Origin of the sequence: Legionella sp. ST3F1 (assembly GCF_048553315.1) — a bacterium.
GTDB classification, from domain to species: Bacteria; Pseudomonadota; Gammaproteobacteria; order Legionellales; family Legionellaceae; genus Tatlockia; species Tatlockia donaldsonii.
The window spans coordinates 1-24,892 of the sequence record NZ_JBLZIO010000011.1; the positions used below are offsets into that span (position 1 = coordinate 1).

Genomic DNA, 24,892 nt, shown 5'->3' on the forward strand with positions numbered 1-24,892 from the left:
TTCTCAATCTCTGGACGCGGAACAGTAGTAACAGGCCGTATCGAGAGTGGTATCGTTAAAGTTGGTGAAGAAGTTGAGATTGTAGGAATACGTGATACCCAGAAGACGACCTGCACAGGCGTTGAGATGTTCCGCAAACTTCTTGACGAAGGGCGCGCTGGGGATAACGTTGGTGTGCTATTACGCGGAACGAAGCGTGATGAAGTTGAGCGTGGTCAAGTATTGGCGAAGCCAGGAACAATCAAGCCTCATACAAAATTTGAAGCAGAAGTCTATGTGTTATCAAAAGATGAAGGTGGTCGTCATACACCATTCTTCAACGGCTACCGTCCGCAGTTCTATTTCAGAACGACAGACGTGACCGGTTCTTGCGATTTACCAGCAGGTATAGAAATGGTAATGCCAGGTGACAACGTACAAATGATTGTTAACCTGCATTCGCCAATTGCTATGGACGAAGGATTGCGTTTCGCAATTCGTGAAGGTGGCCGCACAGTTGGTGCCGGTGTAGTCGCAAAAATCATTGAGTAATAATAATGAGTAACAATCAAAATATTAAAATACGTCTAAAATCTTTTGATCATCGGCTGATTGATTTATCAACTCGCGAAATTGTCGAGACAGCGAAACGTACAGGGGCACAAATACGTGGCCCTATACCTCTGCCGATTAAGAAAGAGAAATTTACTGTATTGATCTCTCCGCACGTTAATAAAGACGCGCGCGATCAATATGAACTACGCACTCATAAACGCCTGGTTGTCATCGTACATCCCACTGAAAAAACAGTTGATGCATTGATGAAGTTGGATTTGGCTGCAGGGGTTGATGTGCAGATTAGCCTTGATGACGAATAGTCCTAACAGGCAAGGTTATTAATGAGGTGTTAGAATGACGATTGGGTTATTAGGCCGTAAAATCGGTATGACACGGGTCTTCACAGAGGAAGGCGTTTCAATTCCTGTTTCTGTTGTTGAGGTTGTACCTAACCGTGTGTCACAGATTAAAACTATCGAGAAAGATGGTTATACAGCTGTTCAGATAGCAGGTGGCGTGAAAAAGGCAAGTCATGTAAATAAGCCTTTAACAGGTCATTTTGCCAAGGCTGGAATTGATGCTGGCGATATGCTTTGTGAATTTCGTGTAGATGCAATTGATACTTTTACTGCGGGTCAAGTGATATCAGTAGACGAGATTTTCAATGCAGGGCAACTGGTTGATGTATCAGCTCTTTCTAAAGGGAAGGGCTTTGCTGGTACTGTCAAGCGCTACAACTTTCGTACTCAGGATGCAACGCATGGTAACTCAAGATCGCACCGTGTAGTTGGATCTATTGGTCAAAACCAAACTCCAGGCCGTGTATTTAAAGGCAAGAAAATGGCTGGCCATATGGGTAATGCAAGATGTACAACGCAAAGCCTTGAAGTGGTTCGCGTTGATCAAGAGCGTAATTTACTTTTAATCAAAGGCGCTATACCAGGCTGTCCGGGTGCAAGAGTTGAGGTAAGGCCCGCTGTTAAGAAGAATGTAAGGGGCAAATAATGGAACTGAAAACAAAAGATACCAACAGCCAATTAAAGGTTAATGAAGAGGTATTTGGATACAACTACAACGAAGGTCTAATACACCAAGCTGTTGTTACGTTCATGAATAATGCTCGTAGTGGTAACAGTGCGCAAAAGACACGCTCCGAAGTGAGTGGTGGTGGCAAGAAACCTTGGCGCCAAAAGGGCACTGGTAGAGCACGGGCAGGAACTATTCGTAGTCCGATCTGGCGCTCTGGCGGGGTAACCTTTGCTTCTAAAAAGAGAGATTATAGCCAAAAACTTAATAAAAAAATGTACAAACGCGCATTGCGTAGTATAATCTCCGAGCTTCATCGTGCTGGAAATCTGGTGGTTGTCAGTGATTTTCAATGTCAATCACATAAAACCAAAGATTTTATTAGCAAAATGAATGAATTAGAGTTGCCAAATGCGTTGATCGTTATGAATGAAGTCGGTGAGAATGAATACTTGGCTTCTCGTAATTTGATTCAATATGACATTTGTGATGTGAGTTCTTTAGATCCTGTCAGTCTGTTGCGCTTTGAAAAAGTGTTAATGACTCAAGATGCCATTAAAAGTTTAGAGGAGCAGTTACAATGAATGCTGAACGTTTGTTAATGATTCTTCGAGAACCGCATACCTCTGAAAAAACGACAGTGATGGCTGACAAGTTTAAGCAATTCACTTTTAAAGTGTTAAAGACAGCTACGAAGCAAGAAATTAAGCAAGCTGTTGAGCACATGTTTAATGTCAAGGTCAAGAATGTGTCAACTATCAATGTAAAGGGTAAAACAAAACGTTTTAAACAATTGAATGGTAAGCGTAGCGATTGGAAAAAGGCGTTTGTTTCTTTACACGATAATTATGACATCGACTTTAGCGTGACAGAATAAGGCAGATTAAGATGGCATTATTAAAATCTAAACCCACATCACCCGGTAAGCGTGGTGAAATTCGAGTTGTCCATCAGAATATTCACAAAGGACAGCCACACGCTGCCTTGGTTGAAAAATTAAATAAGACAGGTGGACGTAATAACCAGGGGCGAATAACAGTACGTCACATTGGTGGCGGTGTTCGTGCTAAGTATCGTTTGATTGACTTCAAAAGAAATAAAGACGGTATAGAAGCTAAAGTTGAGCGAATTGAATACGATCCCAATCGTTCTGCACTTATCGCTTTAGTCGTTTACAAAGATGGTGAACGACGATACATTATTGCACCTTCAAGTTTGAAAGCTGATGATACGATTATCAGTGGTGAAGATTCACCAATTAGCAATGGCAACTGTTTGCCGTTGAGAAATATTCCTGTTGGTACAACAATTCACTGCGTAGAGCTCAAGCCTGGCAAAGGTGCGCAGATGTTACGAAGTGCTGGTTGCAGTGGGCAAATCGTTGCTAAAGAGGGTGCTTATGCCACACTGAAACTGCGATCTGGTGAAATGCGTAAAGTATTAGCTACTTGCCGTGCTGTTATTGGTGAAGTTAGCAATAGTGAGCATAGCTTGCGTGCGCTTGGTAAAGCAGGTGCGAAACGCTGGCGTGGAATTCGGCCAACTGTGCGTGGTGTAGCAATGAACCCTGTCGACCATCCACATGGTGGTGGTGAGGGACGTACTTCAGGTGGTCGTCATCCAGTCACACCATGGGGTGTACCAACAAAAGGGTACAAAACTAGAAGTAATAAGCGTACTGACCGTTTTATCGTCAGAAGACGTAAGAAGAAATAATTAGCTAAGAGGATATCAAGGTGGCACGTTCTATTAGAAAGGGTCCTTTTATCGATCATCACTTGATGAGTAAAGTTGAAGCGGCGATCGAATCGAAGTCCAAAAAACCAATTAAAACTTGGTCCAGACGCTCAACAATTGTACCTGAGATGATTGATCTCACAATTGCAGTACACAATGGTAAAGATCATGTGCCGGTATATATTACTGATAACATGGTAGGCCATAAATTAGGTGAGTTTGCCATGACTCGTACATTCAAAGGCCATTCTGGTGACAGAAAAGCCAAAGGTAAGTAAGAGGCAATGATGGAAGTAACAGCAAAGTTAAGAAATGCACCGCTTTCTGCCCAAAAAGGCAGATTGATTGCAGATATGATTCGTAAGATGGACGTTTCTCGCGCAATTGATGTCCTGAAATTTACCCCTAAAAAAGGTGCACAATTGATGTTGAAATTGTTGGAGTCTGCTATTGCTAATGCAGAAAACAACAACGGCGCAGATATTGACGAATTAAAAGTAGGTGTGGTTTTTGTAGATGAGGCAGCAACTTTAAAGAGAATTAGTCCTCGAGCTAAAGGTCGTGCTAATCGTATTTGCAAACGAACCTGCCACATCACAATTAAAGTGTCTGACGAGGAATAGCAATGGGACAGAAAGTAAACCCTATAGGCATACGCTTAGGTATAATTCGAGATTGGAATTCCAAATGGTTTGCAAGTAAAAACTATGCACAACTGCTGAATCAAGATATCAATCTCCGAAAAGACCTGAAGAAAGAACTTATGGCGGCTGCGGTAAGTAGTATCCGTATTGAGCGTCCGGCGAATAATGCAGTTGTTACAATTCATACTGCCCGACCAGGCGTTATTATCGGTAAGAAAGGTGGTGGGATCGAAGCTTTGAGAGCTAAAATTGCTACAAAGCTTGGCGTTCCAGTCCATCTGAATATAGAGGAAGTACGTAAGCCAGAGTTAGATTCAACTCTTGTTGCTGAAGGAATTGCCCAGCAATTAGAACAGCGGGTCATGTTTAGACGCGCGATGAAGCGAGCTGTGACTTCCGCAATGAAAGCTGGTGCCAAAGGAATCAAGATTTGTGTTAGTGGACGACTTGGTGGCGCTGAGATTGCACGTAGCGAATGGTACCGCGAAGGACGAGTTCCTCTACATACATTCCGTGCTGATGTTGATTATGGTACTGCTGAAGCAAAGACAACCTATGGAATCATAGGCGTAAAGGTCTGGATCTTCAAAGGAGAAATCCTTCCACAGAAGAAGCGTAATGCTGAAAGCGGTAAGTGAGTGAGGAATAACAATCATGTTACAGCCAAAACGTACGAAATATCGTAAACAAATGAAAGGGCGAAACAGAGGTTTGGCCCAAAGAGGTAGCACAGTCAGCTTTGGTGAGTTTGGTCTTAAAGCGCTGGAGAGAGGTCGTTTGACAGCACGTCAAATCGAGGCCGCTCGACGGGCAATGACAAGGCACATCAAGCGTGGCGGAAAGATCTGGATCAGAGTATTTCCTGATAAGCCAATTACCCAAAAGCCTCTTGAAGTTCGGCAAGGTAAGGGTAAAGGTAGCGTTGAATATTGGGTGGCACAAATCCAGCCTGGTAAAGTGCTGTTTGAAATGGAAGGTGTAAGCAAAGAATTAGCAATGGAAGCGTTTGATCTTGCTAAGGCAAAACTACCTTTCAAAGTTATATTTGAAGAGCGCAAGGTGATGTAATGAAAGATATTAAAGAGTTAAGAAATTTAACCCCTGACGAATTGCAAGCCGAGCTCCTCTCATTACGTAAAGAGCAGTTTAATTTACGCATGAAAAAAGCTAGCGGCTCTCTAGATAAGACTCATCATATCACGAAGGTCCGAAAAGCTGTTGCTAGAGTTAAAACAATTATGACTGAAAAGGCGGGAAAGAGTCATGTCGACTAATAGTGAAACAAGTGGCAGAACAATTGTAGGAAAGGTTGTTAGTGACAAGATGCAAAAAACCATTGTTGTAATGGTTGAGCGTACTGTTAAACATCCTAAATACGGTAAAATCATGAAGCGTAGAACAAAGCTCCATGCACATGATGAAGGCCAGATTGGTAAAATTGGAAATACTGTAAGAATACGTGAATCTCGACCACTCTCTAAGATGAAAAGTTGGGTACTTGTTGAAGTAATTTCCTGATCTTCATGATTTACTTTTAAAATACCAAGAGGGCTGATATAATCAGCAGCCTTTTTCTGGTTGGATTTGAGCTGGAGAATAGAATGATACAAATGCAGACAGTGCTCGATGTCGCAGATAACAGCGGCGCACGCAAAGTGATGTGTATCAAAGTGCTTGGCGGATCACACAGACGTTATGCCCGTGTTGGTGATGTCATTAAAGTAAGCATTAAAGATGCAATTCCACGTAGCAAGGTAAAAAAGGGCGCGGTAATGAAGGCTGTTGTTGTTAGAACTAGCCAGGGTGTGCGTCGTGATGATGGTTCACTTATACGTTTTGATGGTAATGCAGCAGTGCTTTTGAATAACCAAAATGAGCCTATAGGTACACGTATATTTGGTCCTGTAACTCGTGAGCTTAGAGAGCGGTTTATGAAAATCATTTCTCTAGCGGCTGAAGTATTGTGAGAAGGATTAGTTTATGAAGCGCATAAAATCAGGTGACACTGTTATTGTCATCGCAGGTAAGAGTAAAGGTCATATTGGCAAGGTGACGCGTGTGATAGCTGACGGCGTTGTTGTTGAAGGTGCTAACCTTATTAAGAAGCATGTCAAGCCAAATCCACAATTGGAGCAACGTGGCGGAATAATTACTCGAGAAGCACCCTTAGATGTTTCCAATGTTGCTATTTACAATCCGGTATCAAAGAAAGCGGATAAAGTCGGCTTCAAATTTCTTGAAAAAGACGGTAACAAGAAAAAAGTTAGATATTTTAAATCTAACAATGAAGTTATTGACGCTGTCTAATTAGGTGACAAAAATGGCTAGATTGAAAGATTTGTATGAAAAAGAAATAGTCGAAATGATGATGAAGAAGTTCGGCTATAAAAGTGTTATGGAAGTGCCGAAGATTGTTAAAATTACCCTGAATATGGGTGTTGGCGAAGCGGTAGGCGATAAGAAAGTTATGAATCATGCTGTTGAAGACATGACTTTGATATCTGGACAAAAACCTGTTGTTACGAAAGCGAAAAAATCTATCGCAGGGTTTAAGATCCGTGAAGAGTGGCCTATTGGTTGTAAAGTGACTTTACGCCGTAGTCGCATGTATGAGTTTTTGGATAGATTAATTACAATCACATTGCCGCGGGTAAGAGATTTCCGTGGTTTGAATCCAAAATCTTTTGATGGTACTGGAAACTACAGCATGGGTATCCATGAACAAATCGTATTTCCTGAAATTGATTTCGATAAGATAGATACTATTCGTGGTATGGATATCTGCATCACTACGAGTGCAAAAACAAATGAAGAAGCAAAGGCTTTGTTGGAAGCATTCAACCTGCCTTTGAAAGACAGAGATAAACACTAAAAAGGGTAATACCGTGGCTAAAAGATCAATGCTTGAACGCGAAAAGAAAAAAGCAAAACTTGTCGCGAAACACAGAGAGAAAAGAACTGAGTTAAAGATTTTAATTAAATCGTCTCAGGATTTTGATGAAATTATGGAAGCGCAAGCCAAACTTGCAAAGCTTCCTTTAAATTCCAATCCTGTGCGACATAGTACGCGTTGCCAGCAATGTGGTCGTCCACATGCCGTTTATCGCAAGTTTGGACTTTGCAGGATTTGCTTAAGACAACAACTGATGGCAGGTAATGTCACTGGTGGTCGCAAGTCCAGCTGGTAAATTTTATTCTATGGAGAACAACTGTGAGTATGCATGATCCTGTAGCTGACATGTTGACTAGAATTCGTAATGGTCAACAAGCTAAACATCAGAGCGTTACCCTGAATTCATCTAAATTGAAAGAAGAAATAGCTAGGGTGTTAAAAGAAGAAGGTTATATATTAGACTATAGTGTACAACCTCTTGAAAACAATCTTAAATCAATCACGTTGCAATTAAAGTACTATCACGGTAGGCCAGTAATTGAGCGTATTTTGCGTATTAGCCGCCCCGGTTTAAGAGTGTATAAATCTTCTAAAGAGTTACCTTCAATCCCAGGTTTTGGTGTAGCAATTCTTTCCACCTCTCATGGTGTAATGACTCATGTTACAGCTAAAAAGAAAGGTGTTGGTGGTGAAGTTCTTTGTGAAGTGGCTTAATACTTGGGAGTAATAATATGTCTAGAGTCGCAAAAGCCCCCATTCAATTACCTGCTAACGTTGAACTCACAGTAGGGAAAGACACTTTAACAGTGAAAGGTCCGAAGGGTTCGCTGGTTCAACACTATAATAAGCATGTAGATGTTAGTAAGTGTAAAGAAGACAATAATAAAATATTGTTTAAACCTGCTTCAAATGATCCTAATGCGTGGGCTCACGCTGGAACAGTGCGTGCGTTAGTTAAAAATATGGTTGATGGTGTTACTAAAGGTTACGATCTGACCTTGGAACTGGTTGGTGTAGGCTATCGTGCACAAGCGAGCAGCAAAGCTTTAACTCTCTCGTTAGGGTTTTCTCACCCAGTTGAATATGAGTTACCACAGGGAGTGGCAGTAGAAACACCAAACAATACTACGATTATCATTCGCGGTATTGATAAGCAATTGTTAGGTCAAGTTGCTTCTGAAATTCGTGCTTTCAGGCCGCCTGAGCCCTACAAAGGTAAGGGAGTCAAGTACGCTGGCGAAGTTATTGTTCGTAAAGAAGCCAAGAAGAAATAAGGTATAAATCATGAATAAACAGAAAGCCCGTACTCGACGTGGTTTAAAAGCAAAAGCAATCCTTCGCCATTCAAGCAGACCTCGATTGGTGGTGTATAGAAGCGGTGCTCATATCTACTCACAAATTGTTACACGTGGTGAGAATGGTGATGTTGTTCTTGTTTCTTCATCCACAGTTGACAAAGAGTTGAAGGCCGCTCTTAAAGGCACAAAAGTTGAGCGAGCTCAACAAGTTGGTAAGTTGCTTGGCCAACGCGCAAAAGCCAAGAAAATAATTGATGTTTCATTTGACCGTGCAGGTTATAAATATCATGGCCGAGTGAAAGCTCTGGCTGAAGGTGCGCGTGAAGCTGGGTTGAATTTTTAAGGAACAGTTATGGCACTTGATGAATCACAAAAAACCGATGGATACCAAGAAAAATTAGTATCTGTAACACGTACAGCCAAAGTAGTTAAAGGTGGTCGTGTTTTTGGCTTTGCAGTATTGGTAGTTATTGGTGATGGAAAAGGCAAAGTAGGCTTTGGCCGTGGTAAGGCTAGAGAAGTACCTATCGCAATCCAAAAAGCGATGGAGCAAGCTAGAAAAAATATGACTTATATTCCTTTGGCTGGCAAAACTATCCATCACGAAATTACTTGGAACTATGGTGCTTCTAAAGTATTCATGAAGCCAGCCAGTGAAGGTACCGGGATTATTGCTGGTGGGGCAATGCGTGCAGTATTGGAAGTACTTGGTGTACAAAATATTCTGGCAAAAAGTATAGGTTCAACCAATCCAAGTAACATTGTTCGGGCTACCATTGGCGCTCTTACTAATATTGGAACACCTGATTATGTTGCTGCTAAACGCGGAAAAACAGTAGCAGAAATAATGGCGGAACAAGCATGAGTAAAAAATTAAAAATTACTTTGGTAAAAAGTACTATTGGTCGAAAGCCAAAGCATGTTCAAATTGCGAAGCAACTGGGTTTAGGTAAGTTGAATAGTTCAGTAATTCAAAGTGATAATCCCTGTATCCGTGGTTTGATTAATTCAATTTATTACCTGGTACAAGTCGAGGAGTGTGCGTAATGAATTTAAATACACTATCTCCAGATCCTGGTTCAAAACCAAGTAAAAAACGCCTTGGTCGTGGTATAGGTTCTGGCTTGGGTAAAACAAGTGGTAAGGGTCACAAAGGACAAAAAGCCAGAGCGGGTGGTTTCCACAAAATCAACTTTGAAGGCGGACAAATGCCTATTCAACGTCGTTTACCTAAAATGGGATTCAAATCCCGTGTTGGTAGAACGATTGACCAGGTAACTTTGACCGAGTTGGCTGCTGTAAGTGCAGAGCTTATTGATTTGGAAGCCTTGAAATCAGCCGGTTTGGTTAACAAAGCAATTCGAGAGGTGAAAGTTATTCTTTCTGGTGAAGTGAACATCCCCCTGAAGCTTAAAGGCTTGCGCGTTACCAAAGGTGCACGTGCAGCAATAGAGCAGGCGGGTGGCAGCATTGAAGAGTAATTATGAATAACCAAAGGCAAACTGCTAGCCAATCCCGTGGTGGATTGGCAGAACTTAAGTCACGATTGCTGTTTGTTGTAATTGCTATCTTGGTCTACAGACTCGGTGCTCATATCCCTGTCCCTGGACTAGACCCTCAGAAATTAGCTAATTTCTTTGGGGAACAGCAAAATACGATATTTGGTTTGTTCAACATGTTTTCCGGTGGTGCATTATCCCGGGTAACTGTATTTGCTATTGGTATAATGCCTTATATCTCTGCCTCAATTATAATTCAGCTGTTTTCAGTGGTTTCACCTAAGCTGGAGCAATTGAAGAAGGAAGGCGAGTCAGGCAAGAGAAAGATTAATCAGTACACACGTTACCTGACTTTGATTCTAGCCGTGTTTCAGTCGTTGGGTATGGCTAGATGGTTAGCCGGTCAGCAAATAGCGTTACAGCCTGATTTACTCTTCTATTTTACCGCAGTCGTTACTTTAGTAACAGGCACAATGTTTTTGATGTGGTTAGGAGAGCAAATCACTGAAAAAGGTGTTGGTAATGGAATATCACTGATTATTTTTTCCGGTATTGTTTCAAGCATGCCGAACGCGATTGCTTCGGTATTACAACAAGTTAAAGAAGGGCAAATGCAAGCACTTACTTTAATCTTGGTTGCAGTTATTGTGGTTGCGGTAACTGGGTTTGTTGTTTTTGTGGAAAGAGCGCAACGTCGCATTCGGGTTAATTATGCACAAAGAACTCATGGACGTAAGGTTTATGCTGCTCAAACAAGCCATTTACCATTGAAAATTAATATGTCAGGGGTTATTCCTCCCATATTTGCGTCCAGTATCATTCTTTTACCTGCTACACTTGCGCAGTTTTTTGCAAAGGGGAAGGGAATGGATTGGCTGGCAGATATAGGTATGGCACTTTCACCTGGCCAACCGTTATATTTGATTGTTTATGCTGCAGCAATTTTGTTCTTTGCTTTCTTTTATGCTGCATTAGTATTCAATCCCAAGGATACAGCTGACAATTTGAAGAAATCTGGTGCTTACATCCCTGGAATTCGTCCAGGGGAACAAACAACCAGATATATTGATTCAGTAATGACGCGTTTAACTTTGGTTGGCGCACTGTACTTGGTACTGGTTTGCTTATTGCCACAAATTTTAATGTATACCTGGCATGTGCCTTTTTATTTTGGTGGAACCTCACTGTTGATTATTGTTGTTGTAATTATGGATTTTGTTGCTCAAGTGCAAGCCCATCTTATGACACAACAATATGATTCTTTGATGAAGAAAGCCAATTTTAAAGGGACCAAGTTGCCCGGTCTTTTATGATTATTATCGGAGTTATTAATGAAAGTTAGAGCATCAGTAAAGCGCCTCTGCCGCAACTGCAAAATCATTAAGCGTGAAGGTACCATCCGCGTTATATGTAAAGATGCAAGGCATAAGCAAAAGCAAGGTTAAAATCCTTGCTTGATTTTGGTTCATTATAATAGTATTCTTCTGTCCCTTCCTGACAGAGCAAAAAATAACGTTCGGAGAGATTAATGGCTCGTATTGCAGGTGTAAACATACCCGATCACAAACACATCGTGATTGCGCTTACGTCGATTTACGGAATTGGCAAAACTACATCAATGAATTTATGTAAAGCAGTTGGCATTGAACCGTCAACAAAAGTATCTCAGTTAAGTGAAGAAAAATTAGAAGCTTTACGTACTGAAATTGCAAAAATGACGGTTGAAGGTGACCTGCGTCGTGTTGTTACGATGAACATAAAACGACTTATGGATCTGGGTTGTTACCGTGGACTTAGACACCGTCGTGGTTTGCCACTGCGTGGTCAACGCACTAAAACAAATGCGCGTACTCGAAAAGGCCGACGTAAAGGTAGCAGTAACTAATTTATATGTAGGAAATAAAGATGGCTATAACTAAGGCAAAGCAACAAAAAGTAAGAAAGAAGGTAAAACGCGTCGTAAATGATGGTATAGTCCACGTCCATGCTTCTTTTAACAATACCATTGTGACTTTCACAGATCGTCAAGGTAATGCTTTATGCTGGGCAACTGCTGGTGGTTCAGGTTTCCGTGGATCCAGGAAAAGTACTCCTTATGCTGCTCAAATTGCTACTGAGAGAGCTTCACAGGTAGCAAAAGAATATGGCATGAAGTCTGTGGCTGTATTTGTACATGGTCCTGGCCCTGGTCGCGAATCAACTATTCGTGAGTTGATATCCCAGGATTTTAAAATAGTAGAGATAACAGATGTGACTGGCATACCTCATAACGGATGTAAGCCACCTAAGAAACGTCGCGTATAAGATTCAGGAGTTTTTAATGGCTAGATACCTTGGTCCAAAATGCAGGTTGTCCCGTAGAGAAGGGACTGATTTATTTTTGAAAAGCGGTGTTCGTGATTTCAAAGCTAAGTGCAAATCAGAAAAGCAACCTGGTCAACACGCTGATAAACGTCCACGTTTAAGCGATTACGGTATACAATTACGTGAAAAGCAAAAAATCAGACGCTTTTACGGTGTTTTGGAAAAGCAATTCCGCAATTACTACAAAAAAGCAGCCGGTCAGAAAGGTTCCACCGGTGAGAATTTGGTGGTATTACTTGAAAGACGCCTCGATAATGTTGTTTATCGCATGGGGTTTGCAAGTACGCGTGCTGAAGCGAGACAATTAGTCGCGCATAAAGCAATTTTGGTTAATGAGAAAGTGGTAAATATACCTTCTTACTTGGTTAACCCTGGTGATGTAATTGCCATTCGTCAGAAGGCAAAAACGCAAGGGCGTATTCAGGCGGCTATCGCATTGTCTGAACAACGTGCTCCTTGTGATTGGTTAACTGTTGATTCTAGTGCTTGCAAAGGCACCTTTGCGACAGTGCCTACGCTAAATGACGTATCATCTCTTTATAACGTGAATTTAGTTGTAGAACTTTACTCTAAGTAAGCTCGGAGACCTAGCCGAATGATAAACGAAATGCTGACGCCATCTGTACTTAAAGTACTTGCTAATACGCCCTACCATGCTCGGATTGTGCTTGAGCCTTTGGAGCGTGGATATGGTCATACGCTTGGAAACGCTTTACGGCGCATCCTGCTGTCGTCAATGCCAGGTGCTGCCATTACTGAAGCTTCCATTGATGGTGTATTACACGAATACAGTACCATTGAAGGGGTGCAAGAGGACGTAGTTGATATTCTACTGAATCTGAAGCAGGTTGCTATTAAACTGACTACTGGTACTGAGGCCTACCTCACTCTAAGTAAGCAAGGCCCATGTCAAGTTACCGCTGGTGATATTCAGTTGACTCATGGCCAGGAAATCATTAATCCTGACTTGGTTATTGCCACTTTGAATGAGAATGGCAAGCTGAATATGACCTTGAAAGTTGAGCAAGGTGTTGGTTTTCATTCTACTGATTCATTTGTCAGAGCGTTTGACGAGGAAATGGAACAAAAATCAGTTGGCAAACTAAAGATTGATAATACTTTCTCACCGGTCAAAAAAGTGGCTTATTTTGTTGACAGTGCTCGTGTAGAGAATCGTACGGATCTTGATAAACTGACTATTGATTTGCAAACAAATGGCACTTTGGATCCTGAAGAAGCCATTCGTATCTCTGCTTCTATTTTGCAACGTCAATTGCATGCTTTTGTTGATATGAAGTTTGAAGAGTCACGTGCTGATAGTAAAGAGCGAAACGATTTTGATCCAGTATTATTGCGTCCAGTTGACGATCTGGAGCTGACAGTTCGTTCAGCAAATTGTCTGAAAGCCGAAAATATTTATTATATCGGTGATCTGGTGCAGAAAACTGAGAATGAATTATTAAAGACACCCAATTTAGGTAAGAAATCCCTCACTGAGATTAAGGACGTATTAGCGTCACGTTCTTTGTCATTGGGAATGAAACTAGAGAATTGGCCGCCAGCTAATCTTGGCGAGTAATATTAGGAGTTTTAGTCATGCGTCACCGTAATTCTGGCCGTGGATTTAGCCGCACAAGCAGTCACAGAAAAGCAATGTTTTCTAACATGTGTACTTCTCTAATTGAGCATGAGTTGATTAAAACAACTCTGCCAAAGGCTAAAGAACTGCGTCGTTATATTGAACCTTTGATTACAGTTAGTAAGTCTGATTCTGTTGCATCACGTCGTTATGTCTTTGACAGACTACGTTCTAAGAGTGCGGTAGGAAAACTATTTACTACCTTAGGCCCACGTTATGTTGAGCGTCCTGGTGGATATGTACGAGTTTTAAAATGTGGTTTCCGTCCAGGTGATAATGCACCAATGGCCATTGTTGAGCTTGTCGATCGTCCAGTAGCTGCTGAAGCCTCTGACGAGGAATAATCAAGGCTGTAGGATTATGAAACCCGCTAAGGCGGGTTTTTTTTGCTAATGCATTATGATCCGGTAGTCCAGGTGAAAGCCGGGAGCCGTAATCCGTGATTAAAAAAGTCTTTAAACCGGTTGTGCTGTTTTTGCTAAATGGCCAACGTCCACACGAACAAAAACTGAGTCGCCAAGCGCTGTGAGTGTATCACCAGCATATACCTCACATAGTACACGGGTTTTACGTTCAATTTTACCTTCGACTCGTGCCTTGAGCGTTAACAGAATGCCCATTGGCGTTGGTTTGATGTATTTCACGCCAAGGGATCCCGTTACGCAATCGATCCGTGGGAGTGTCCCTGCCTCGCGGCCTTCACTGCGATAGTGGTTTGCCATCGCTGTCCAGTTAGAATGGCAGTCGATGAGACAGCTGAGTAACCCGCCATATACAAGCGCTGGCCAACCGGTGTAGCACCTATCTGGCATGTGTGTTGTTACAACGTGCAAATTGTCATTATCCCAATAGCTTTTGATCCTCAGGCCATGCAGATTTTTTGAACCACAACCAAAACAAATGCCATCGGGGGCTGCAAGATCTTGCAAGGCGTAACTCTTCTTTTCCATAATCTGATCTCGGGTGATGACAACTATTAGTAGGTTAGTTGTTGTACGGTTCCAATAATATTTCCATTGTGCATTTCCTGCAAGTCTACAGCACAGTAACCTGAGATGCTTTCTGTTTAGGTTGAAAGGGAAGTAATTTGTTTCTTTATCGCAAAAGAGGAATTAAGAATGATTTATCCAATTAGTTATGAAGCAAATCCAAAATTTGAAGATATACAACTATTAAATGATGGCATTATGGAACAGGCTAAGAAGAAAAAAGGTATGAAACAACTTGATTTCTTTGCATTTTTTATGCGTGACGAGAACGGCAATATTGTGGGGGGATGTGCTGGTGATAATCTGTACGGTGGGTTATTTGTTGGCCAGCTATGGGTACAAGAGCAGTTAAGAGGCATGGGTTATGGTACCAAGTTGATGCACAGAGCAGAAGAGCTGGCAAGAAGGAGTGCATGTAATTTTATGGCAGTAAATACCTTCGATTGGGAAGCGCTTGAATTTTATAAGAAGCTTGGATTTTATGTGGAATTCGAACGAAAAGGCTTTGAAAAGAATTCGATATTTTATTTTCTTCGCAAGGAGTTAAGCTGACAGGGAGATAGAAGAGTGAGTGCGTATAGCCACACACTCTCCAATCACAAAGTTAGAATGGTATATCGTCGTCCAATTCATCAAAAGCATCTTGCGCTGCTTGAGCAGACTGAGCTGCTGATTGTGGTTTACGCGCTGGACTACCTTGCTGCTGTTGGGCTGGAGGAGGTGACATCTCGTCATAATTACCTGAGTTGCCTTTGCTATCTAACATTTGAATATCAGTGGCTACGATTTCAGTCGTATAGCGATCTTGCCCTTGCTGATCTTGCCATTTGCGAGTACGTAGACTGCCTTCAACATAGAGTTTGGAACCCTTACGTACATACTCACCAGCGATTTCGCCTAAGCGATTAAAACAGACGACACGATGCCATTCTGTACGCTCTTGCTTGTCACCGGTTTGTTTATCTTTCCAGGTTTCACTGGTAGCTACGGATAGGGTTGTTACTGCGTTACCATTGGGCATGTATCTAACTTCAGGATCCAAACCAACGTTACCGACCAAGATGACTTTATTAATCCCACGGGCCATTTTTTCTCCTGCGTGCGAAAGTTGTTAGACCAGTAATTATACCTAATCTAGGAGGAATCTAATAGTAAACAAATAGGAATCTAATGGTAATCTAATAGCAATCAAATAGGAATCAAATAGGAATCAAAGTTATCTAATCGGTTATCTAACACTATTTAGCCGTGATCTATTTGCTGCCGTTTGGAGTAGCGAGTTGCTGTAATACTTTTTCAATGCTGCCACCTTGATAAATAGCTTTATCCAGGCGACAGTAGATCACTTTTTCTTCCGGAGCTAGCATGATCTCTTTAATGCCTGGGAGTTTTTTAAGGTGTTGTATGAGTTCATCCTCCCCTCTTTTCAGATTCGCGGGGTAATTCACAATGAGGGTTGATAAATAAGCATGGGGTTGCATAGAAAAAGAAATAAACAGCCAGAGAAGTGCTAAAAGCCCATTGGTAAGAAAGATGCCTTTGTCACCTGCCCATTGGTAAAGTAGTCCAGCTAGTGCCCCGCCGGCAAAGATACCTAAAAACTGACTGGAAGAATAAATGCCCATTGCAGTTCCTTTACTATTGGCGTCGGCTTGTTTAGACACCAGTGAGGGTAAACTTGCTTCGAGAATATTAAAGGCCAGAAAATAGGCAAGCATTAATGCAAACAGGGAGAGCCAATATTGGTTTGAGAACGCGAGGAGAAACTGGGTTAGGCTGGTAACTAATACGGAGCCTATGAAAACAGGCTTCATTTGCCGTTTTTTCTCGGCAAGTAAAATAAAAGGAACCATAAAAATAAAAGCGAAGATCATCAATGGCAAATAGAAGTGCCATTGATGTGTCAAATGGCCTTGCTTGAGTTGCTCCTGGAGCATCATGGGAATGGCGTAAAAAGTCGCAGTTAAAATAAAATGCTGGAAAAAAATGCCCATATTGAGGCGCTGTAAATGCTTGTTATGGATAACCGCTTTGAACAGAGATGGGGTGGCTTCGCTATCGATATGAAATCGCTCTCTCTTCGGTGTTGGTATGACGCCATGGAGCAAAAATAAACCCAGGAAAGCCATTCCAGTGGTGAGATAGAAGATACCTGGTAAGCCATAATGATGAGTAATTGCTGGGCTAATTACCATAGCCAGGCTAAATGACAAGCCAATGGTCATTCCAATAACGGCCATCGCCTTTGTACGCTGTTCGTCGGGAGTTAGATCGGCGAGTAAGGCAATTAAAACGCTGCCAATTGCGCCGGTTCCTTGTAAAGTACGGGCAAGTATCATCATATAAATTGAGTGACTCAAGGCACCAATGAGACTACCGCTGGCAAAGAGCAGTAACCCAATAGTTAATAGCGGTTTTCTCCCATAACGATCAGATAACATGCCGAAAGGCATTTGCAATAACCCTTGACTTAAACCATAGCTGCCTAGTGCCAAACCTATGAGAGCAGGCGTTGCTCCTTGAAGGTGAGCGGCAAAAACGGTAAAAACAGGAATTAACATAAATAATCCCAGCATGCGGAATGAAAAAATTGCTGCTATAGGTAAAACACTGTTGAACCAGGAGGAATGCTTCATTGATAATTGTATGCCCATAATACGATGTGCTGATGGTACAAAGTTAACGTCTGAGAGACAAGAATATCATAGATCTTGTTAATTAATTCGCTAAAAATAGAGCAATGATCGACTGCGATTGACAGACTATCTGATTCGCTGTAGTTTGAGGCATTTTTAAACGAGAGGGAAATGGAATGGCTTTGCAGTTCGCCAATAGAGTAGCTTTAATTACAGGCGGTGCGCGTGGTATTGGAAAGGCTACCGCATTGAAATTAGCGCAAGCTGGATGTGATATCGCTATTGTTTATTATAACAGTTCTGATGAAGCGCAAGCCTTGGTAACAGAACTACAAGGCTTAGGACGCAAAGCCATCGCTATACAAGCGAATGTTGCTGATCATCAATCGGTTAAAGAAATGTATACGAAATTCCGCGAACATTTTAACCGGCTCGATTTCTTGATTAGTAATGCAGCGAGTGGTGTTTTAAAACCCGCGTTGAAAATGTCGACTAAACATTGGCGTTGGTGCATGGAAACGAATGCCTTGGCCCTGAATCATTTAGTATCAGAGGGACGGGAGTTGATGTCAGAGGGAGGTCGTGTGGTGGCCTTATCAAGCCTGGGGGCTGAACGAGCTATTCCTAATTATGCTTTCATTGGCGCGTCTAAGGCGGCGCTGGAAGCACTGGTACGTTCCCTGGCGCTTGAGCTTGCAGAATATGGTATCACAGCGAATACGGTTTCAGCCGGGGTAGTTGACACGGACGCCTTAAAACATTTCCCTAACCGTGAGCAGCTGCTTGATGAATATCAAGCGCACTCCTTATCGGCGCGACCATTAACACCCCAGGATGTAGCGAATGCGATTTATCTGCTCTGTTTACCGGAGGCAGCAATGATTAATGGGCATACCTTATTTGTTGATGCAGGATACAGTCGCGTAGGATAAATGCCAAGCAGGCGTTATTAGTGACGTCTAAGGGACTTTACCGATACGCAGCAAGCCTATTGTTTCATCAAAAGGTTTTTCTGCCAGAGTTACCAGGCTCTGATTTTGTTGGTCAATGATAGTCAATAGCGTGATTAAACTATTCACCCCGTGGCAAACAGCATCTGTACGTATGCTTTGGCTGATAAAATCACGCATAAAACCACCAATGGCCTGCGAAGGATTTCGGATGTCATAACTATTCGCTTCCGTGTAAGCATTTTGCAATAGCCAGCGGGTAGTTAAGATAATCGCATCGCGGTATTGCTTACAATTAGACTTGCCCTGGTTAAGACAAGATTGATGTAATTCACCCATCACTTCATTAATCCAGCCATTGCCGCTTGTGGCCATCGTGTCAAGGTAGCGCCCATGGTTGTAAGCATCATTGGGATCATCGATCTGCCTTGCTAAAATCGCTGACGCAGTTTTGTCTATTACTTCGCGATAAAGAGAACCGTTATTTATTTTACTGTAGTCGATTAATGCCATTAGAACCCAACTCGTCGATATGGTATTGGGGGCACGGAAATCATCACCAACAAAATCACCTTGTTTATTTGCTGCAATAGTCATGTACTGTGCGATTTTGCTGGCCGCATCATAATAACGTTCATCGTTGGTGATTAAGTAAAGGCGCGAAAGGGCGGAGAGTACTTGTCCTGAATAGAGAAAGGATTGTTTTTTGTTAAAACTCCAATTGTCTGCTTTGCAGCGCACCCCAGATATCACCTGGCCATTATCCTTTATCATAGTTAATAACCAATCTCCTGCTCGTTTAGCGGCACTGAGATAAGCTTCCTCGTGATAAAAACGATAAAGTTCCAAGAGCGTAAAAATCGTTTTGGACGTAGTGCCAACTGACAGAAAGCAAGTTTTTTCCTTGGTATTGATATCATAAGAATAATAAAAACTACCTGCCTGTTTTCCTTGTGTGACTTGCATCCCGAGTAGGAAAGCAGCGATTGCCTTGAAGTGTTTTTCCAGCTGCGGATCTTGATTCAAACGGTAAATTTTCAAAAGGGTATATAAACTTGAAGCACTATAAATGGTGTGTAATTTGCTACTGCGTTTGTCTTCTGCTACATCGTATTTTTTATAAAAGCCATGCAATTGCGGATGCAGGTTGTTAAGTAGATAATGTTGACTGGAATAAATCTGTTGTTTAATTAAATCGCTGTCTAAATAACGTATGACTACACGATTGCTTTGCAATTCCAATCCTTTTCCCTTGTCCTCAATGAATGAATAATAGCGGCGGGGTGGGTAGTCAAAAATAACCTGGAAGCGAAATGCAGCCAATTCTTTTGTACCAATAGGTTTTAAGCGGCTTTGTTCCAAAGCACGCTCTGTTGCTTTTGCAATCGTTTTGGATAACGAGGCTTCATTTGCGGTCCCCACACCGAGTTGTTGCCCTTGAAAATAGGCAATTACACTCACATACCAGTATCTATGTGCATATTGTGTATCCCATCGTTTATCCAGTATTTGAGCATTTGGTAGAGGAGTATTAAAGAGCGTATAGGCTGCAATGGAGCGGACATACTGGATGACTGTGTCGCGAAACTCATTATTTTGTTGGTTGGCTGAGGGGAGAGTAATTGTTGGGCTGGATGGTAAAGCTGCGGCGGGTAAACTCTGTGTGAAAGGCAGCAAAACCAGGCTTAATAAGCTAGTTGTTATTATTTTATGCATTAATCAGAATCCTTTGGCGCTAAAAAAGCCGAGGGTTGCAAATACTAGTTCCCAATTATGCTTCATTCTTTCTTTATTTTCATGCTAACGAAAAAAATTCTTATATTAACCCCCATGTTTGTATAAATGATATACATCTAATGTATGTCGACGTAGCTGAGCGCTAAAAGTTTGTGATACAATCTGAAGTTTTTTGAACTAGCTGAGCTCTGAGGATAGAACATGAATGTAGATAGCGTATACCCCAAGGTGAGGGAAATTATCGCTGACGTACTGGTTATCGACGAAGAAGAAGTCTCTTTAAACAGTCGATTGATTGCTGATTTGGGTGCTGAATCTATCGATTTTCTCGATTTGGTTTTTCAGTTAGAAAAAGAATTTGCTATCAAAATACCACGAGGTCAATTAGAGAAAAATGCTCGTGGCGATTTGGCGGAAGATGAATTTGAGAAAGGTGGCGTGTTAACAGCACAAGGGATGCAGGCACTTAAAAATTATCTAAGTGAAGTCCCTGCTGAACATTTCAAGGCTAATATGAAGGTCAATGAAATTCCTATGCTGTTTACGGTAGAAACCTTTTGTAAGCTGGTTGTTGTTGCTGTCAGCGAGCAGAACGCTTGTGAAACTGTCGCCTGATGCGCTTTCTATTTGTTGATAGAATCCTGCAATTGTCCCCTGGTGAAATGGTGCGGGGGGTAAAGCACATTACACAGGATGATACCTACCTTTGTCCAAGTGCTGAAGGCCCTCTCTGTTTTATGCCTTCTTTGATTGGCGAGACGTTGGGGCAGTTAGCAGCTTGGAATGCCATGTCTTTCAATGATTTCACATTAAGACCTGTTGCTGGGGTTGTAGCAAGCGCACGCTTGCATCGCCCTGCCTATGTCGGTGAAACGTTGTTGTTGGAGTCCTTTATTGAGCGTCTGGATGATGATGCTGTACAGTACCATAGCGTAGCTCGTGTTGGTGACGAAGTGATTTTCAATATTGAGGGGGCTTTAGGGCCTATGCTGCCTATGGCAGATTTTATTGCTCAGGATGAGGTGCGTCGTCAATTTAATGAGGTAAATAGACCCGGTGAATGGCCTCCGCAGAGTTTTGTTGAGGGGGCTGTTACCGAAAAACCTGATTCCACTCGTATTACTGGGCTCCCTAGGTGTGTGGCTCCTATGTCGTTTGACCATATTCTGACTTCAGAGCCAGGTGTAAGCTTGAGTGCAATAAAATCTATCACTCGGGCTGCTCCTTATTTTCCAGATCATTTCCCCAACAAACCGGTTTTACCCCTGACTATTTTATTAGAGTGTAAATTGAATTTGGCGCAAGAATTTGTGCGACGTGCCTCTTTCTCTAATGCCTATGTAGTCAGTGAATTCCGTAAAATTAAAATGAGTGGATTTGTTTACCCCGGCGACGTTCTAATCTGTTATGTCAAAGTCAAAGAGCAAGATGAACAACAATTGGTGTTAAGCTATCGCAGTGAAGTGGCTGGTAAACGAGTATGTGTTTTAGATGTAGTGATGAAGGCGAAAGGTACGAAACATGAAAAATAGACGCGTGGCAGTTACTGGTCTGGGAGTTGTATCGCCCTTAGGCAATGATGTGCAATCTACTTGGACTAATCTGCTGGCAGGTCAATCCGGTGTCGCTGAGATAAGACAATTTGATGCCAGTGCTTTTCCTACCTATATTGCAGCAGAAGTCAAAGGGTTTACATCAAATCTGGCTAGTGGCGGGAAGCACAAGCGGTTTACCATGCCGTTTACCCAATATGCTCTGGATGCTGCACAGCAAGCTTTTGCAGATGCAGGAATTCGACCGGAAAAGCCGACTGCCAAGCGTTGGGGAGTGGTGACCGGAAGTGGAATGATGACTGCCGAATTTTCTTATCTGCAACGGTTTCAACAAACTTGCGCTGCAACGGGTGAGATCGATTGGAGTCAATTGCAGAATAATACCCAGGATTTTTATAGGTTGGTTGATTTTGGAAAAACAACCTCAAACTCCGGTTTGTCTTCGCTTATTCAGGAATTTGGTATTGAAGGTTTTGCAACGTCTGTGCATACAGCCTGCGCTTCTGGAGGACAGGCTTTAGGGCTGGCCATGCAAGTTATTCGCCGCGGTGAGGCTGATTTTATGTTGGCAGGTGGTTTTGATTCCATGATCAATCCTTTAGGCCTTTCCAGTTTCTGCCTGTTAGGCGCTTTATCTACTTATAATGAGACACCAACAACAGCAAGCAGGCCGTTTGATGGTACTCGTAATGGGTTTGTCCTGGGTGAGGGTGCAGCGTTCCTAATATTGGAAGAGTGGAGCAAGGCAAGGGCTCGCGGCGCAAAAATCTATGCTGAATTGGCGGGGGAAGGCAACTCGTTAAGCTCTTATCGGATTACGGATTCCCATCCTAATGGCGATGGCGCTATCCAAGCGATTGAACGGGCTTTGCAAGATGCGGGTGTGCAAGCGAGTGATGTTGATTACATCAATGCACACGGAACCTCAACTAAAATGAATGATCTAAGTGAAACGAATGCAATTAAAGCCGTTTTTGGGGAACAGGCCTATCAATTACCAGTCAGCTCTACAAAAAGCCAGACAGGCCATTTGATTGCCGCTGCTGGGGCATTGGAAGCTGTCTTGTCTGTTTTATCGATTCAACATGCACAAGTTCCCAAAACAGCCAATTTAACGGTAGCCGATCCTGAGTGTAACCTGGATTATGTCGTTGATGGTCCACGCGAAAAATCATTAGGTGTGGTACTATCCAATTCTTTTGGGTTTGGCGGTTCAAATAGCTGTTTGCTATTCAAGCATCCCGAATTTGAAGGAGCTGGTAAATGAGTAACGCCAATCGTGTTTTTATTACAGGACTAAGTGCTTTAACTGCTTGTGGTGAAACGGCTGACAGCACCTGGGATGCGCTGCTTGCCGGCCAAAGTGGTATCGGTGAAATCAGTCAATGGGATTTATCAACGTGGGCTCACCGGTTGGGGGGAGAACTGAAGAATTTTCAACCTGCCAAGATGCTCCCTGATCGCAAACTAATGAAAGTTATTTCGCGTCAGGATGCGATGGGTATTAATGCAGCGATGCAAGCCATCAATCATAGCCAGCTTCTTCCTTATCGTGAAACCCTGGCTGCTACAGAATCTTTTAATGATCAAACGGCTGTGTATGTTGGTTCGCCCGGGAATAAATATTTCCAACAATATGATTTTTTGCCTTTGCTCGCCAAAACAGGCAGTGATATGCAGCAGTTTGCTACACAGCTGTTTAATGAAGTGCATCCCATGTGGTTACTGCGCATTTTACCTAATAATGTTCTGGCTTATACCGGTATTAGCTATGGTTTTAAAGGGCCTAATCACAATATCACTAACCATGCAGTTAGTGGCACACAGGCTATTTTAGAGGCTTATCATGCGATTAGGCAGGGACAGGCTGAACGCGCAGTAGTCGTTGGCTACGATATAGGGATTGAACCTCAGGCACTTTTTTATTATGAAAAATTGGGAGTCATGAGTGCAAATCATTTAAAGCCCTTTGATAAAGAACATGATGGGACTGTCTTAGCCGAGGGGGCCGCTGCATTGATTCTTGAAAGTGAAGCAAGTGTGCAAGCGCGTTCTGCGACTTGTTATGGAGAAATTGTCGGAGGTCTGTCTGCCAGTGAGGCATCCGGGCTTTTTTCTATTGAAGCAGAAGGCAACCATTTGGCTGAGCTGATGTCGAATACCCTTGAGACTTACCAAATTAATTCCTCCGAAGTCGGTTTGCTAGTGGCTCATGGCAATGGCAATAGCAAATCAGATGACAGTGAGGCGATAGCGATTCAGCGTGTTTTTGGTGATAACCCTGTACCGGTTACTGCGTTTAAATGGGCAATGGGGCATACGCTTTGTGCTTCAGGTGTTTTGGATACGGTATTGACAACCTATGCTTTGCGTAACGATTGTGTCCCCGGTATCGCTAACTTCAATCAGGCCGCCTCTGTATGCGAGCCATTAAACATAAGCGCTCATCATCGTCCATTACAAGGTAATAAAAAGGCTGTCATGCTCAATCGTGGGTTTGCCAGTATGAATGCTTGTTTGGTGATCAAAGCTTGTGACTGAATTAGCCGATAAGATTAATAGCCTGCCCTTATCATGGAGCGGGCGTTTTTTATACCGTTATCTACCTTATCGCCGTAAGGTCATTATGGCTAATATTGCGCAAGTATTTGGTGAACACTTGACTATCGCGCAGCAAACCCATCTTGCTAAAGCATTTTATTCGCACCTGGCTACCTCCATCAAAGAAGCAATTCAGTTGCGTTTTATGAGCGAACAGACACTTAGCGAACGTGTGGAAGTACGCGGGTATGAGCGTTTGTTGGCGATTGCTGCTGAAAATAAAGGGGTGTTGGTATTAACGGGTCACTTTGGTAATTGGGAATTTGCACCGCTTGGCGGAATTCTCAATTTTAAGCAGTTTCAAGGCCAATTTCATTTTATCCGCCGTACTTTAGGAAATAAAACATTAGAGCGCATCTTGTTTAGCCGTTATTACCGTGCAGGGTTAAATGTGATTCCCAAGAAAAACTCACTGCAACAGGTTTGTGACGCACTGGATCAAAATCACGCGGTGGTTTTTGTTTTAGATCAACATGCCTCGATAGTCAATCGTGATGGTATTGCAGCGGAATTTTTTGGTAAGAAAGCTGGAACTTATCGCAGTCTGGCAAGCTTTGCGCGTCACACAGGAGTACCAGTGGTTCCTGCTGCAGGTTACCGGCTACCTGATGGGCGTCATGTGCTTGAATTTCATGAGCCGATCAAATGGCAAGACTATGGTAGTACCCAAGAATCAATTTATCGCAATACCCTTGCTTATAATCAGGCGTTGGAACGCATTATTTTAGCCCACCCAGAACAATGGTTGTGGTTACATAAACGCTGGAAATTAAAAGAAAAATAACCTTC

40 protein-coding genes are annotated in these 24,892 nt (G+C 42.4%); 36 read left to right on the forward strand and 4 right to left on the reverse strand.

The features are described 5' to 3' along the window. The 29 genes from ACN4Z1_RS08815 to rplQ all read left to right on the forward strand — a co-directional run. On the forward strand, positions 1-531 hold a 531-nt coding region (locus ACN4Z1_RS08815; protein WP_419423044.1), incomplete at its 5' end, for an EF-Tu/IF-2/RF-3 family GTPase. Between the two features lie 5 nt (positions 532-536). Further along, positions 537-857: a 30S ribosomal protein S10 gene (rpsJ, locus tag ACN4Z1_RS08820; protein ID WP_058447223.1), complete on the forward strand. Its 321-nt coding sequence runs from the start codon at positions 537-539 to the stop codon at positions 855-857. A 34-nt stretch (positions 858-891) separates the two neighbouring features. Beyond that, positions 892-1,542, forward strand: a complete 651-nt coding sequence (gene rplC / locus ACN4Z1_RS08825) for a 50S ribosomal protein L3 (protein ID WP_228363743.1) — start codon at positions 892-894, stop codon at positions 1,540-1,542. Then, on the forward strand, positions 1,542-2,147 hold the full coding sequence (gene rplD / locus ACN4Z1_RS08830; RefSeq protein ID WP_115220233.1) for a 50S ribosomal protein L4: 606 nt from the start codon (positions 1,542-1,544) through the stop codon (positions 2,145-2,147). The genes rplC and rplD overlap by 1 nt, the downstream gene beginning before the upstream one ends. Then, a complete protein-coding gene (gene rplW, locus ACN4Z1_RS08835) occupies positions 2,144-2,440 on the forward strand; it encodes a 50S ribosomal protein L23 (protein ID WP_115220234.1) in 297 nt (98 codons plus the stop codon). Before rplD ends, rplW begins: the two co-directional genes overlap by 4 nt. Positions 2,441-2,451: 11 nt before the next feature. Then, positions 2,452-3,279, forward strand: coding sequence for a 50S ribosomal protein L2 (rplB, locus tag ACN4Z1_RS08840; protein WP_228363744.1), 828 nt, complete (start codon positions 2,452-2,454; stop codon positions 3,277-3,279). 20 nt (positions 3,280-3,299) lie between these two features. Next, complete coding sequence (rpsS, locus tag ACN4Z1_RS08845) at positions 3,300-3,578, forward strand: 30S ribosomal protein S19 (protein WP_058447232.1); 279 nt, start codon at positions 3,300-3,302, stop codon at positions 3,576-3,578. A gap of 9 nt (positions 3,579-3,587) precedes the next feature. Then, complete coding sequence (gene rplV, locus ACN4Z1_RS08850) at positions 3,588-3,923, forward strand: 50S ribosomal protein L22 (protein WP_058447234.1); 336 nt, start codon at positions 3,588-3,590, stop codon at positions 3,921-3,923. A gap of 2 nt (positions 3,924-3,925) precedes the next feature. Further along, positions 3,926-4,582: a 30S ribosomal protein S3 gene (gene rpsC, locus ACN4Z1_RS08855; RefSeq protein ID WP_058447236.1), complete on the forward strand. Its 657-nt coding sequence runs from the start codon at positions 3,926-3,928 to the stop codon at positions 4,580-4,582. Between the two features lie 16 nt (positions 4,583-4,598). Beyond that, positions 4,599-5,012: a 50S ribosomal protein L16 gene (gene rplP / locus ACN4Z1_RS08860; protein ID WP_019217916.1), complete on the forward strand. Its 414-nt coding sequence runs from the start codon at positions 4,599-4,601 to the stop codon at positions 5,010-5,012. After that, entirely contained in the window at positions 5,012-5,218 is a 207-nt protein-coding gene (rpmC, locus tag ACN4Z1_RS08865; RefSeq protein ID WP_115220236.1) for a 50S ribosomal protein L29, read from the forward strand. Before rplP ends, rpmC begins: the two co-directional genes overlap by 1 nt. After that, on the forward strand, positions 5,208-5,462 hold the full coding sequence (rpsQ, locus tag ACN4Z1_RS08870; protein ID WP_019217914.1) for a 30S ribosomal protein S17: 255 nt from the start codon (positions 5,208-5,210) through the stop codon (positions 5,460-5,462). Before rpmC ends, rpsQ begins: the two co-directional genes overlap by 11 nt. A gap of 83 nt (positions 5,463-5,545) precedes the next feature. Beyond that, positions 5,546-5,911, forward strand: coding sequence for a 50S ribosomal protein L14 (gene rplN / locus ACN4Z1_RS08875; RefSeq protein ID WP_028388517.1), 366 nt, complete (start codon positions 5,546-5,548; stop codon positions 5,909-5,911). Positions 5,912-5,924: 13 nt separating this feature from the next. After that, a complete protein-coding gene (gene rplX / locus ACN4Z1_RS08880) occupies positions 5,925-6,251 on the forward strand; it encodes a 50S ribosomal protein L24 (RefSeq protein WP_115220237.1) in 327 nt (108 codons plus the stop codon). Positions 6,252-6,264: 13 nt separating this feature from the next. Beyond that, entirely contained in the window at positions 6,265-6,816 is a 552-nt protein-coding gene (rplE, locus tag ACN4Z1_RS08885; RefSeq protein WP_115220238.1) for a 50S ribosomal protein L5, read from the forward strand. Positions 6,817-6,829: 13 nt separating this feature from the next. Then, on the forward strand, positions 6,830-7,132 hold the full coding sequence (gene rpsN / locus ACN4Z1_RS08890) for a 30S ribosomal protein S14 (RefSeq protein WP_115220239.1): 303 nt from the start codon (positions 6,830-6,832) through the stop codon (positions 7,130-7,132). A gap of 23 nt (positions 7,133-7,155) precedes the next feature. Next, entirely contained in the window at positions 7,156-7,551 is a 396-nt protein-coding gene (gene rpsH, locus ACN4Z1_RS08895; protein ID WP_115220240.1) for a 30S ribosomal protein S8, read from the forward strand. A 17-nt stretch (positions 7,552-7,568) separates the two neighbouring features. Then, complete coding sequence (gene rplF, locus ACN4Z1_RS08900) at positions 7,569-8,111, forward strand: 50S ribosomal protein L6 (RefSeq protein WP_115220241.1); 543 nt, start codon at positions 7,569-7,571, stop codon at positions 8,109-8,111. A 10-nt stretch (positions 8,112-8,121) separates the two neighbouring features. Next, positions 8,122-8,478 carry a 50S ribosomal protein L18 gene (rplR, locus tag ACN4Z1_RS08905; protein WP_115220242.1) on the forward strand — a complete coding sequence of 119 codons (357 nt, stop codon included), beginning with the start codon at positions 8,122-8,124 and terminating at the stop codon, positions 8,476-8,478. Between the two features lie 9 nt (positions 8,479-8,487). Continuing rightward, positions 8,488-9,000: a 30S ribosomal protein S5 gene (gene rpsE, locus ACN4Z1_RS08910; RefSeq protein ID WP_058447252.1), complete on the forward strand. Its 513-nt coding sequence runs from the start codon at positions 8,488-8,490 to the stop codon at positions 8,998-9,000. Next, positions 8,997-9,182, forward strand: coding sequence for a 50S ribosomal protein L30 (rpmD, locus tag ACN4Z1_RS08915; RefSeq protein ID WP_115220243.1), 186 nt, complete (start codon positions 8,997-8,999; stop codon positions 9,180-9,182). Before rpsE ends, rpmD begins: the two co-directional genes overlap by 4 nt. After that, positions 9,182-9,616, forward strand: a complete 435-nt coding sequence (rplO, locus tag ACN4Z1_RS08920) for a 50S ribosomal protein L15 (protein ID WP_058447256.1) — start codon at positions 9,182-9,184, stop codon at positions 9,614-9,616. The genes rpmD and rplO overlap by 1 nt, the downstream gene beginning before the upstream one ends. 2 nt (positions 9,617-9,618) lie before the next feature. Then, positions 9,619-10,947: a preprotein translocase subunit SecY gene (secY, locus tag ACN4Z1_RS08925; RefSeq protein WP_115220244.1), complete on the forward strand. Its 1,329-nt coding sequence runs from the start codon at positions 9,619-9,621 to the stop codon at positions 10,945-10,947. An 18-nt stretch (positions 10,948-10,965) separates the two neighbouring features. Then, the gene (rpmJ, locus tag ACN4Z1_RS08930; protein ID WP_082646647.1) at positions 10,966-11,079 is read left to right on the forward strand and encodes a 50S ribosomal protein L36; all 114 of its coding nucleotides are present in this window, start codon (positions 10,966-10,968) and stop codon (positions 11,077-11,079) included. 83 nt (positions 11,080-11,162) lie between these two features. Then, positions 11,163-11,519: a 30S ribosomal protein S13 gene (gene rpsM, locus ACN4Z1_RS08935; RefSeq protein ID WP_115174374.1), complete on the forward strand. Its 357-nt coding sequence runs from the start codon at positions 11,163-11,165 to the stop codon at positions 11,517-11,519. Between the two features lie 20 nt (positions 11,520-11,539). Further along, the gene (gene rpsK, locus ACN4Z1_RS08940) at positions 11,540-11,938 is read left to right on the forward strand and encodes a 30S ribosomal protein S11 (RefSeq protein ID WP_019217901.1); all 399 of its coding nucleotides are present in this window, start codon (positions 11,540-11,542) and stop codon (positions 11,936-11,938) included. 16 nt (positions 11,939-11,954) lie between these two features. Next, positions 11,955-12,575 carry a 30S ribosomal protein S4 gene (gene rpsD, locus ACN4Z1_RS08945; RefSeq protein ID WP_115220245.1) on the forward strand — a complete coding sequence of 207 codons (621 nt, stop codon included), beginning with the start codon at positions 11,955-11,957 and terminating at the stop codon, positions 12,573-12,575. An 18-nt stretch (positions 12,576-12,593) separates the two neighbouring features. Next, a complete protein-coding gene (locus ACN4Z1_RS08950) occupies positions 12,594-13,577 on the forward strand; it encodes a DNA-directed RNA polymerase subunit alpha (RefSeq protein WP_040916731.1) in 984 nt (327 codons plus the stop codon). A 17-nt stretch (positions 13,578-13,594) separates the two neighbouring features. Continuing rightward, positions 13,595-13,981: a 50S ribosomal protein L17 gene (gene rplQ / locus ACN4Z1_RS08955; RefSeq protein ID WP_058447268.1), complete on the forward strand. Its 387-nt coding sequence runs from the start codon at positions 13,595-13,597 to the stop codon at positions 13,979-13,981. Between the two features lie 111 nt (positions 13,982-14,092). Here rplQ and ACN4Z1_RS08960 read toward each other — a convergent pair whose 3' ends face one another. Then, the gene (locus tag ACN4Z1_RS08960) at positions 14,093-14,587 is read right to left on the reverse strand and encodes a PaaI family thioesterase (RefSeq protein WP_228363745.1); all 495 of its coding nucleotides are present in this window, start codon (positions 14,585-14,587) and stop codon (positions 14,093-14,095) included. Between the two features lie 168 nt (positions 14,588-14,755). On the opposite strand from ACN4Z1_RS08960, the gene ACN4Z1_RS08965 reads away from it, so the two are divergent. Continuing rightward, on the forward strand, positions 14,756-15,178 hold the full coding sequence (locus ACN4Z1_RS08965) for a GNAT family N-acetyltransferase (RefSeq protein ID WP_228363746.1): 423 nt from the start codon (positions 14,756-14,758) through the stop codon (positions 15,176-15,178). Between the two features lie 52 nt (positions 15,179-15,230). Here ACN4Z1_RS08965 and ssb read toward each other — a convergent pair whose 3' ends face one another. Both ssb and ACN4Z1_RS08975 read right to left on the reverse strand, forming a co-directional pair. Further along, a complete protein-coding gene (gene ssb, locus ACN4Z1_RS08970) occupies positions 15,231-15,713 on the reverse strand; it encodes a single-stranded DNA-binding protein (RefSeq protein ID WP_228363747.1) in 483 nt (160 codons plus the stop codon). A gap of 166 nt (positions 15,714-15,879) precedes the next feature. Continuing rightward, complete coding sequence (locus ACN4Z1_RS08975) at positions 15,880-17,262, reverse strand: MFS transporter (RefSeq protein ID WP_228364088.1); 1,383 nt, start codon at positions 17,260-17,262, stop codon at positions 15,880-15,882. A 176-nt stretch (positions 17,263-17,438) separates the two neighbouring features. Between ACN4Z1_RS08975 and fabL the strand changes: the two genes are divergently transcribed. Beyond that, complete coding sequence (gene fabL, locus ACN4Z1_RS08980; RefSeq protein ID WP_115220250.1) at positions 17,439-18,194, forward strand: enoyl-[acyl-carrier-protein] reductase FabL; 756 nt, start codon at positions 17,439-17,441, stop codon at positions 18,192-18,194. Positions 18,195-18,221: 27 nt separating this feature from the next. On the opposite strand, the gene ACN4Z1_RS08985 is transcribed toward fabL, so the two are convergent. Next, entirely contained in the window at positions 18,222-19,928 is a 1,707-nt protein-coding gene (locus ACN4Z1_RS08985; RefSeq protein WP_228363748.1) for a glycoside hydrolase family 76 protein, read from the reverse strand. 222 nt (positions 19,929-20,150) lie between these two features. Between ACN4Z1_RS08985 and ACN4Z1_RS08990 the strand changes: the two genes are divergently transcribed. The 5 genes from ACN4Z1_RS08990 to ACN4Z1_RS09010 are packed head-to-tail and all read left to right on the forward strand — an operon-like array spanning position 20,151 to position 24,887. Continuing rightward, positions 20,151-20,564 carry an acyl carrier protein gene (locus ACN4Z1_RS08990; RefSeq protein WP_058447280.1) on the forward strand — a complete coding sequence of 138 codons (414 nt, stop codon included), beginning with the start codon at positions 20,151-20,153 and terminating at the stop codon, positions 20,562-20,564. Then, complete coding sequence (locus ACN4Z1_RS08995) at positions 20,564-21,481, forward strand: hydroxymyristoyl-ACP dehydratase (protein WP_228363749.1); 918 nt, start codon at positions 20,564-20,566, stop codon at positions 21,479-21,481. The genes ACN4Z1_RS08990 and ACN4Z1_RS08995 overlap by 1 nt, the downstream gene beginning before the upstream one ends. Next, positions 21,471-22,769 carry a beta-ketoacyl-[acyl-carrier-protein] synthase family protein gene (locus tag ACN4Z1_RS09000; RefSeq protein WP_228363750.1) on the forward strand — a complete coding sequence of 433 codons (1,299 nt, stop codon included), beginning with the start codon at positions 21,471-21,473 and terminating at the stop codon, positions 22,767-22,769. Before ACN4Z1_RS08995 ends, ACN4Z1_RS09000 begins: the two co-directional genes overlap by 11 nt. Continuing rightward, on the forward strand, positions 22,766-24,043 hold the full coding sequence (locus ACN4Z1_RS09005) for a beta-ketoacyl-[acyl-carrier-protein] synthase family protein (RefSeq protein ID WP_228363751.1): 1,278 nt from the start codon (positions 22,766-22,768) through the stop codon (positions 24,041-24,043). The genes ACN4Z1_RS09000 and ACN4Z1_RS09005 overlap by 4 nt, the downstream gene beginning before the upstream one ends. Then, complete coding sequence (locus ACN4Z1_RS09010; protein WP_228363752.1) at positions 24,036-24,887, forward strand: lysophospholipid acyltransferase family protein; 852 nt, start codon at positions 24,036-24,038, stop codon at positions 24,885-24,887. Before ACN4Z1_RS09005 ends, ACN4Z1_RS09010 begins: the two co-directional genes overlap by 8 nt. Positions 24,888-24,892: the final 5 nt, after the last annotated feature.